Raw genomic sequence first — 8,792 nt, 5'->3', positions numbered from 1 at the left:
TATCCTTGCTCTTCGCTGTGCTTATCTCAACGGTCAACTTTCAATTTGATGTATTTGCCAAAGTGAGATGCACCCGTGGCCGCAATCCATAATGACGGTAACGCCAATAATCTCGTAAAATGCGATCGTGATCGAAACATAATTGATGGGGAATCTGCCAAGATTCAAAAATCTGTAAATTTTTAGCATCGTCGGCGGCTTGAGGTTCGCCCGTTGCAGAAGCCAAGAATACAATACTGATAGTGTGTTCGCGGGCGTCGCGATTGGGATCGGAATAAACGTAAAATTGCTCAATTAATTCTACATTCAAGCTTGTTTCTTCTAAAGCTTCGCGTTTTGCCGCCGTTTCTACCGCTTCCCCGTAATCGACAAAGCCGCCGGGAATTGCCCAGCCGTAGGGAATATTGCGGCGTTCGATGAGTATGATCGGGCGATGGGGGCGATCGACCAATTCGATGATAATATCAACTGTAGGAGCGGGATTTTGGTAATTCATTTGCGAAGGAAGAAGAAAGACGGAAAACGGAAAATGGAACACGGAACACAGAAAAATTTAATACCCTTGCAGTTTTGCGGTGAAACGAGCATCTTGCCGGTTAAAGTTGTATTGTGGAACGGGCATTTTGCCCGTTACTGAGAACGCTGCAAAATGTGCGATCAACCTCACCTACACTTCTACAATATACTTGCATATAATGTACGGATTGCGATCGCAGACAAAAAAGAGAGATTGAAAGTATGCCTAAGTGGCTGGGAAAAGTTTTAGGTATCGGTGCGGGTACAATCCTCCTCCTCGGTGTGACTGGATACTGGTACGTTTTTATTGCCGGAGCACCTCAGTTAGACCCTCCGAAAGTAGTGGCTGATGCCAACTTAAATTTTGAACTCAAAACATATAAAAGTGCAGCTATGAATTCAGAGCGCACCTACGGCTTAATTTTGCCGCCTGGGTACGCAAAAAATCCCAAACAGCGCTATCCAGTGATTTTTTTGCTGCACGGCGGGCACGGAGACGCGCGCGCTTATCAAGACAAAGCCGCTGTTACTTCTGTGCTTCACGATTTATATAAAAGCAAAACATTGCCACCATCAATTGTAATTACTCCTGACGGTAACGACAAGCGGGGTACGAGTCCTTTGTGGGACCCGCAGTATTTTGACGGACCAAACGGTAAGGTGGGAAGCGCGATCGGCTCCGAGTTAGTGTCCATCGTAAAATCGCGCTACAGAACGCTGGAAGACCCCAAATTCTGGGCAATGGGAGGACAATCTTCGGGGGGTTGGGGAGCTTTTAATATCGGTTTGCGCTACTTGAATAATTTTAATATTTTGTTCAGCCACAGCGGTTATTTTACAGATCAAAGCGGCAAGGCTAACAGTCCTAAATATTTAGTGGGAAAACTTCCTGTTAAAGATAAACAGCAGTTGCGCGCTTATTTGGATGCGGGGGAAGCAGACGAAAAATTTCTTATTTCAACTCAACAGTTTCACGAGCAATTAAACAGTTTGGGTATAGCCAACGAGTTTAACAAATTTCCGGGAGGACACGGGATTGTCGGCCCCGATGTCGGTTGGAATTACTGGCACAAGCATTTAGCCGATTCTTTGATTTATGTTGGAAAACAGTTTAAGATATCACTGCCCGCACAGAAAAATTAGAAAGGTGAACTGTGTTACCCCAAAAAACTAGGGTTGGACTCTGGACTGCATCATTTTTAACCGGATTGGTAGGAGTTATTAACCTGCTGTCTGCTGTAACTCCCAGTTTACCAGAACGCCGAAATTGGCTAGAACCATTTTTCCCTTTTCCCGTGCGTGCGGGCGGCCATTTTTTTGCAGCAGTTATCGGATTTATGCTGCTAACTCTGGCAACTAATTTGTTGCGGCGCAAGCGGATTGCTTGGTTGCTGACGGTGGGATTGTTAATGGTTTCTATTGTAATTCATTTAGTCAAGGGATTGGATGTTGAAGAAAGCTTGCTTTCTGGGGTGCTTCTGTTTCAGTTGTTGGTGATGCGACAGACGTTTACGGCTAAATCCGATCGCCCTTCAATTGCTCAAGGAATTCGGGTTTTGCTGGGGGCTTTGCTGTTTACGCTGGCTTACGGAACGGCGGGTTTTTACATTTTAGACGGGCGTTTTGAAGTTAACGAACGAGCGGTTAATTTCGATTGGGACGATGCTTTGTTCCAGACTTTCGCCATGTTTTTTACGGCGGATAATGCGGGGTTGGTTCCGAAAACTCGGTTTGCCAATTTTTTTGCGGATTCGATTTATGCTGTGGGTGCGGTAACGCTTGGTTACGCACTTTTGATGCTGCTGCGTCCGGTGCTGCTGCGAGATTCGGCAAGTATTTCGGAACGGAATAAAGCTAAAGAAGTTGTAGCAGAATACGGGGGGACAATGCTAGCGAGACTGGCGTTGCTTGAGGATAAATCTTATTATTTTAGTCCTTCGGGAAAAAGTACGATCGCCTACGTGCCCAAAGGTAGAGGTGCGATCGCCCTCGGAGACCCCATCGGGCCTGCAGAAGATCGCAAAGAGGCAATTCTGGGGTTTCAAGAATTTTGCGATCGCAACGATTGGTATCCAGCATTTTATCAAACTTTGCCTGACGATCTAGAAATGTATTATAATCTAGGTTTTCGAGTGGTGCAAATTGGCGAAGAAGCTGTTGTTAATCTCAAAAATTTTACTCTCAAAGGCAAGGCTAATCAAAACTTGAGAACTGCTATCAACCGACTTACAAAAGCAGGTCATCAAGTCAAATTTTACGAACCTCCTTTAAGTTCCGAATTGATGCGGCAAATGAAACTCGTGAGCGATGAGTGGCTGCAAATGGTTCAGGGTGCGGAAAAAAAGTTTTCTGTGGGTTGGTTTGACGAGGCCTATTTGCGGGAAAGTCGCGCCGCAGCCATCCACACTCCGGATGGTAAAATAAGTGCTTTTGCTAATATGATATCTGCTGGGAATCAAGTGGTTGGAGTTGATTTAATGCGGCGCCGCACTGAGGTGGAAAATGGCACGATGGAGTGTTTATTTGCTTCGATGTTGCAGCACTGTCAAGATTTGGGATATGCAGAATTTGATTTGGGTTTGTCGGCTTTGGCGGGAGTCGGAGAAGCTGAGAAATCCGGGAGGTTGGAAAATGTGTTGATTTATCTTTCGGATCACTTGAGCAAGTTTTATAATTTTAAGGGATTGCACAGTTTTAAAGATAAGTTTGGGCCGCGGTGGGAACCGCGTTATTTTGTTTATCCGAGTTTGGGGAGTTTGCCGGATGTTGTGGTTGCTTTGATTCGGGCCGATTCGGGCGATCGACTTTTGGATTATTTGCGCCCCGGAGGGTAGGCGATTTTGGATTTTAGATTGGGGAGGAATGACTGGTTCCCAGGCGCTTGCCGAAAGGTGCCATTAACTGGTTCCGAGGCTCTGCCTTAACTGGTTCCGAGGCTCTGCCTGGGAACCTATATCTAGAGGCTCTCGCTCGGCTGGATAATGAAGGCAGAGCCTCCGGATCTGTTTTACCAGGCAGAGCCTGGTAACGAGTAAAGAGGACACGGCAGTGCCGTTTCCCTAGCAATATCGAAGGGTAGAGACACGACTTCCTCGCTCGTTGCATCCGCTAAATCCCCTACATTGCTCGTTGCCGAACTTCCTTGCTTATGCCAAGCCCCGAATTAGTACGCGCTGCTTTTGCAAAACCTCTGAGTACAGCTTTTCCAACTCAGTAATATTCTGACTGAGAGTGTACCGCTCGATCGCCCGTTGGCGTGCTTTTTGACCAAGCAGCGAGCCGAACTCAGGATGCTCGCAAAACAGCGGCAGCAAGGTTTGCAACTGACTCCGTACCCGCTGAGTGTTCAAAACTATCCCCGCGCCTTCCTCCAAGGCCTCGCCGTCAGCACCGGCATCGGTGGCCAAACAAGCTAAACCGCAGGCCATCGCTTCCAGCAGCGACAGCGACAATCCCTCCACCAAAGAAGGCAAAATAAATACGTCTGCACCCCGCAGAATTTCTATCCGGCGTTCCTCCTCGGCGACAAATCCGAGCCACACAATGCCGTCCTCTTCGCCGTAAGACAGTTGCAGCGAGGCGGCCAGGGGCCCGTCGCCTACGATCGCCAACACGTTGCCCCGGCCAAAATTGCACTGTTTCCAGGCCTTGAGCAAAGCCTCGACATTTTTCTCCGGGGCAATGCGGCCTTGGTAAACAAAAACTCGATCGGCTTTTAATTGCGACTTCAACCCCGAAGGCCCGGGCGAATACTTCACCGCGTCTACTCCGTTGGGAATCACGGCTACCCGTTCTTCCGGCACTCCCAACTTCACCAAAATATCCCGCTGAATGTAAGAAAATACGATCGTCGAGTTGTAGTTAGCCAAAAACGGAGCATAAAGTTGATACATCAGGTGTTGGGTGCCTGATGTCAAATTCCGCAATTTGCGATCGAACGGCGGGTGAAAAGTCGCCACCAGAGGCAAATTCAATTCTTGGCAAATTTCCGGCAGCAAAAAGTCTAGAGGCGAAAGCGTCAGGGAAGCGTGAACAACATCGGGTTTCAGCCGCCGCAGAGATTTCATCAGCACTGTGCGGGACTTGAGAGTGGGAATCGTATAAATTTGCGATTTGTAGTGACAGGGTAAAGAGACTTCGTTGCAACTCGCGGGCGAGAGCGAATTGGTATATGAGGTTTGAGCAATTCTCTTTCCCCATGAACCATTTGCCATGCTCCACGCCGTATTGTTCCTGTCGAGTGGGCCCGCTTCTTGGGCAAAGTGCAGGAAACTGACCTGGTATCCCCGGTCTAATAGTGCGTTGGTGACTTCCCTGGAGTAAGTGACGTTACCGCAAAAAGGTGATTTTTTTCCTAGCCAAGCGATGTGCATTCCAGTAAATCAGAGTTTGTTATTTTTTAGATTCGATCGACTTTGCTATTACTGCTACGGAAAATATACCAGGTTAAGACACCGCCAGTGATCGCTAATCCTGCTAAACCCAAAAATACTGTCGGCAAACCCAGAAATGTTTCCGCTACCCCGGCCAAAGCCAACGGTAAACTCAAAGCGATATTAGTGGCATTGTTTTGCAGCCCGAAGACTTTTCCGCGCATTTCTTCTGGGGTTTCTGCTTGAATTGTAGTCTGCATCGGCACTCCCACCAATGAGGCAAATAAACCCAACAGGGTAATGAACAGCACCGAGAGCCACAAATGGTGTGTAAATGCTGAAAGGCCCATCAGAGCAAGTGCCATGCCGATCGATCCGATTAAACTCAATTGGGAGTGAGAAAATTTATGGCCGAGATAGCCGACTGTCGTCGCCCCAGCAGCCATACCAACGCCCACCGCAGCCAGCAAAAAGCCAAATTGCGACGCTTTCATACCGGGGAGGATTTCTGCCAGCCGAACTGCTAGAACTGCCAAGGCTGCAAAAATGGAAAATAGAATAATTAGTTGAATTAAAGCATTACGGACTTTCGGTTGATCGTTGATGTAACGCAGCCCATCTTGCAAATCTGCTAGGGGGTGCGGCGGTTCGTGTTCGGCATCGTTTTTTTCGCCTGTTTTCATCGACAGCAATAGCACTCCGGCGAAGGCGTAACTTCCCCCTACTACTAATTCTTTGCCGATTCCGAGTCCGCCGCCGAGGTTGGAAAATAGGGTGTCGGCTAAAGCTAGTAAGGGTTCTCCGACTGCAAAGCCAATAATCACCGAACCCATCATGGTTGTGGTGTAGAGGGAGTTTGCCGATAGCAGGTGGCGACGTTCCACAATTAGGGGAATCACTGACTGTTCTGCTGGGGCGAAAAATTGAGTTAGGGTCGAAACTAGGAATGTTACTAGCAGCAGCAAGCAGAATCCCAGTGGCAGTTGACCAAGTTCCCACCCGTCAGAGAGCCACAGCAGTACGGGCAATGTTAAAACAAAGCCTCCCCGCAGGAGGTTTGTGGCTACGAGCACTGCTTTTTTCGACCAGCGATCGACATACACGCCCGCAGCGGCCCCGAACAGCACTGCGGGAATGGTAAAGGCGATCATGATTGCCGATACCCACCTGCTGATGGTTTGATCTGGCGCTTGAAAGCGGCTGGCCACGAGGGCGATCGTCAGTACGAGATAAACTTTATCTGCTAGTTGGGAAAAAACTTGCCCGCTCCACAATGCTAGAAAATTTCGGTTTTTGAGCACTGGCAGAAATCCTGTTTCTTTTTCGGGAGTTTCGGCTAATGCTTCGGAGCTCCCGGCTGCTGGGTCTGCTGTTGCCAGCGGGGGGATTGCTTCGGTTTCTTGGCTTTTGCCGTTGCTTGACTCTGTTTCTTGCGTTGTGGGATATTTATCAATTTCTGGGTCTTGGACGTTGCTCCGTCGATCGGCCAAGGCGGGTTCCGAGCGAAAATCGGGAAAATTTTCTCGTTCTTCCATTTTGTGGTGGGTCACAGCTAAAACAGATATTGTCAAATCAGAATCGGACAGTCGCATCATAGGATTTGGGGTGGCTCGCCTGGGATGGTGGAGGTTCGGGGGATGTGAATTTCAAATTGAGGTGTTAACCCCTAAGTTTATTAATAATCTCGTAACTTTATCTCTATCTATTATCTGATGTCGCAACAACCTTGAGAATTTACCTGAAATGGCCCGCAGGTTCGGGTATCCCGCAGGCTGGGGGTGCGATGTACGATCGTTCGTTCACCTCTTTAAGTCAACACTCAAAATTTAAAACTCAAAACTCTCTAAGTAGGTATCGATCGAGCTTCCCGATCTAATCGTGCAACCTAAATGATACTGGGCATATTGCCGCAAAATATTTTCTACTGATACCCAAGTTGTTTGATCGGCAATCCCCTCTCCTAGTTCTGGACTAGCCAACTGTTGCAGCGCTGCTAATTCTTTAGCATTAATGTTGAAATTTGTCAAGTGTTTGCTGCTATTCATTTGGCGGGAACGGGAAGCGGATTTGTACAAGCTACCGATTTCTGAAGAGAGTTCTGCCTCTAGGTTAGCGAGTTCGGACAAGCTGAAGGTTCCCCCAGAGGGTATACTAAACCCGGTTTGCCAGTTCGGATCGGTGAAATTTGGGATGAGCGGGTGTCTGGTGGCGCAGCAGACTTGGACTTGGGGCGCGAGGCCGGCTAAGGCTAGCAAGTGAAAAATGCCGTGGGTGAGGTGGGCGACAAGCACGGCGGCGGATTGGATTTCTGTGCGATCGGACAAACGCTCCAAACGGCTCAAATGTTCGCCTAGCAACCAAAAGAGTTCTTCTTGGGGCTCGTCGGAAAGGGCGCTGGCGATCGCCAATTCGGCCAGATATTGCGCGGCTGCGAGTTTCCCGAGGTTGCGGCTCAAACCCGGATGGGATTGTACGGTGTCGGCTTGGGTAATTTTGTCGAGCGATCGGCCTTTGGCAATTAGCAATTCGTTGACAACAAATAATTCGCTTCTACCACCAATGGTCGATCGCTGTTTGCGAACACCCGGTGCTACGGCTCGAATTAACCCGAATTCCCGCGTCAAAACTGTCAGCACTCGATCGGATTCGCCGATCGGCGCACTCTTGAGATTGATTCCAGTTGCTTTGTAAGTTCGAGTCACTCGATTTTAGATTTTAGATTTTAGATTTTAGATTTACAAGGACAGTACCAAAAACAGTCCGCGACGCAGAACTTTTATTAGATACTCGTTATCAGGCAGAGCCTGGTAACGCAGATCCGGAGGCTCTGCCTCCTAATCCCAGCCGAGGCAGAGCCTCTAAATATGGGTTCCCAGGCAGAGCCTTGGAACCAGTTAATAACTAATGACTAATGACTTTTATCTAAATTATCGCGCTGGCGGAGTAATTCGGGGCCACGAGAAGTCCCCAAACGAGTTGCCCCAGCGACGATCAAATCTAAAGCTTGTTCATGAGTACGAATTCCGCCGGCCGCTTTAATCCCAATCCGTCCCTTCGTAACTTCCTTCAGCAGTCGCACATCGTCAACTTTCGCCGGACCAAAAAAGCCAGTGTTGGTTTTGATGTAGGCGGCACCAGCTTCCATGCAAATCTCAGCCGCTAATTGTTTTTCGGCATCCGAAAGCAGCGAACTTTCGATAATTGCTTTGATAGTGAGATTGGTTTCTTCGCAAATTTGGGCTAATTCCCGGTGGAATTCTTCGATTTTGCCCGCTTTCAGCAATCCTAAATTAACCGAGACATCTAACTCTACCGCTCCATTATCTGCTGCTTCTAGAGCTTCGTAAATTTTCACCGTTGAAGTCGAAGCACCGGTGGGAAAACCTATAACTGTACAGACTTTGGGACGTTTTCCGTGCAGCAGCTCAACTGCTTGTCGGACGTAGGCGGGATACACGCAAACTGTGACAAAGCCAAATTTCTCTGCTTGTTGGCAACAGTATTCTACTTGCTCTGGCGTAGCGGTGGGGTCGATCAGGCCGTAGTCGATCAAGGGGGCAATATCGATGTCTGCCTGGTTTACAGCCATTGCTGTTTTTTCTCCGAAGTAACTACTTCCTTATTATGTAGCGAATTTACCAATCTTCGACCGAAAGCAGCCAGAGTACAACCCCCCGCTTTCCTCGGTAAGGTCGCTTTCTCTAATTCTCCACTTCTTCTATCTAAAATCTAAAATCGATCGACTTTACTCCGGGCCCTAGCAAGTATAAATACTCAATTTGCTGGTAAAAACTCTTGTGGGAATTGATTTACCAATTAATGTCAAAAAAATAATATTTTGGTATCTGCCTTTAGATACATTTTTACTCTTTCTTTAGGTATACTTTGTTAAAAGGACTTACG

At 47.9% G+C, this 8,792-nt stretch carries 7 protein-coding genes; 2 read left to right on the top strand and 5 right to left on the bottom strand.

Annotated features, from left to right (window positions below; all coding sequences use genetic code 11):
• Positions 1-40: 40 nt before the first annotated feature.
• Entirely contained in the window at positions 41-496 is a 456-nt protein-coding gene (locus tag QUA40_RS17885) for an NUDIX hydrolase (RefSeq protein WP_333128162.1), read from the bottom strand.
• Between the two features lie 242 nt (positions 497-738).
• Here QUA40_RS17885 and QUA40_RS17880 point away from each other — a divergent pair, with 242 nt between their 5' ends.
• Both QUA40_RS17880 and QUA40_RS17875 read left to right on the top strand, forming a co-directional pair.
• Positions 739-1,659 (top strand): alpha/beta hydrolase-fold protein, encoded by a 921-nt coding sequence (locus QUA40_RS17880; RefSeq protein ID WP_333128159.1) that lies wholly within the window; start codon positions 739-741, stop codon positions 1,657-1,659.
• Positions 1,660-1,670: 11 nt separating this feature from the next.
• Positions 1,671-3,350: a phosphatidylglycerol lysyltransferase domain-containing protein gene (locus QUA40_RS17875; RefSeq protein ID WP_333128156.1), complete on the top strand. Its 1,680-nt coding sequence runs from the start codon at positions 1,671-1,673 to the stop codon at positions 3,348-3,350.
• Positions 3,351-3,662: 312 nt separating this feature from the next.
• Here QUA40_RS17875 and QUA40_RS17870 read toward each other — a convergent pair whose 3' ends face one another.
• From QUA40_RS17870 to deoC, 4 genes are all read right to left on the bottom strand, one after another.
• On the bottom strand, positions 3,663-4,889 hold the full coding sequence (locus tag QUA40_RS17870; protein ID WP_333128153.1) for a glycosyltransferase family 4 protein: 1,227 nt from the start codon (positions 4,887-4,889) through the stop codon (positions 3,663-3,665).
• Between the two features lie 26 nt (positions 4,890-4,915).
• Entirely contained in the window at positions 4,916-6,484 is a 1,569-nt protein-coding gene (locus QUA40_RS17865) for an MFS transporter (protein ID WP_333128150.1), read from the bottom strand.
• 231 nt (positions 6,485-6,715) lie between these two features.
• On the bottom strand, positions 6,716-7,591 hold the full coding sequence (recO, locus tag QUA40_RS17860; RefSeq protein ID WP_333128149.1) for a DNA repair protein RecO: 876 nt from the start codon (positions 7,589-7,591) through the stop codon (positions 6,716-6,718).
• Positions 7,592-7,797: 206 nt separating this feature from the next.
• Positions 7,798-8,478, bottom strand: coding sequence for a deoxyribose-phosphate aldolase (gene deoC / locus QUA40_RS17855; RefSeq protein WP_333128147.1), 681 nt, complete (start codon positions 8,476-8,478; stop codon positions 7,798-7,800).
• Between the last annotated feature and the right edge of the window lie 314 nt (positions 8,479-8,792).

It is taken from the genome of Microcoleus sp. Pol11C3 (assembly GCF_036701485.1).
Lineage (GTDB): Bacteria > Cyanobacteriota > Cyanobacteriia > Cyanobacteriales > Microcoleaceae > Microcoleus.
The sequence above is the reverse complement of the archived record's forward strand: the minus strand, read 5'-3'. Positions and strand labels throughout refer to the sequence as shown.

Excerpts from the sequence above, each read along its gene's own strand:
- deoC (WP_333128147.1), bottom strand. The coding sequence starts at position 8,478 with ATGGCTGTAAACCAGGCAGACATCGATATTGCCCCCTTGATCGACTAC.
- QUA40_RS17880 (WP_333128159.1), top strand. The coding sequence starts at position 739 with ATGCCTAAGTGGCTGGGAAAAGTTTTAGGTATCGGTGCGGGTACAATC.
- QUA40_RS17865 (WP_333128150.1), bottom strand. The coding sequence starts at position 6,484 with ATGATGCGACTGTCCGATTCTGATTTGACAATATCTGTTTTAGCTGTG.
- QUA40_RS17870 (WP_333128153.1), bottom strand. The coding sequence starts at position 4,889 with ATGCACATCGCTTGGCTAGGAAAAAAATCACCTTTTTGCGGTAACGTC.
- QUA40_RS17885 (WP_333128162.1), bottom strand. The coding sequence starts at position 496 with ATGAATTACCAAAATCCCGCTCCTACAGTTGATATTATCATCGAATTG.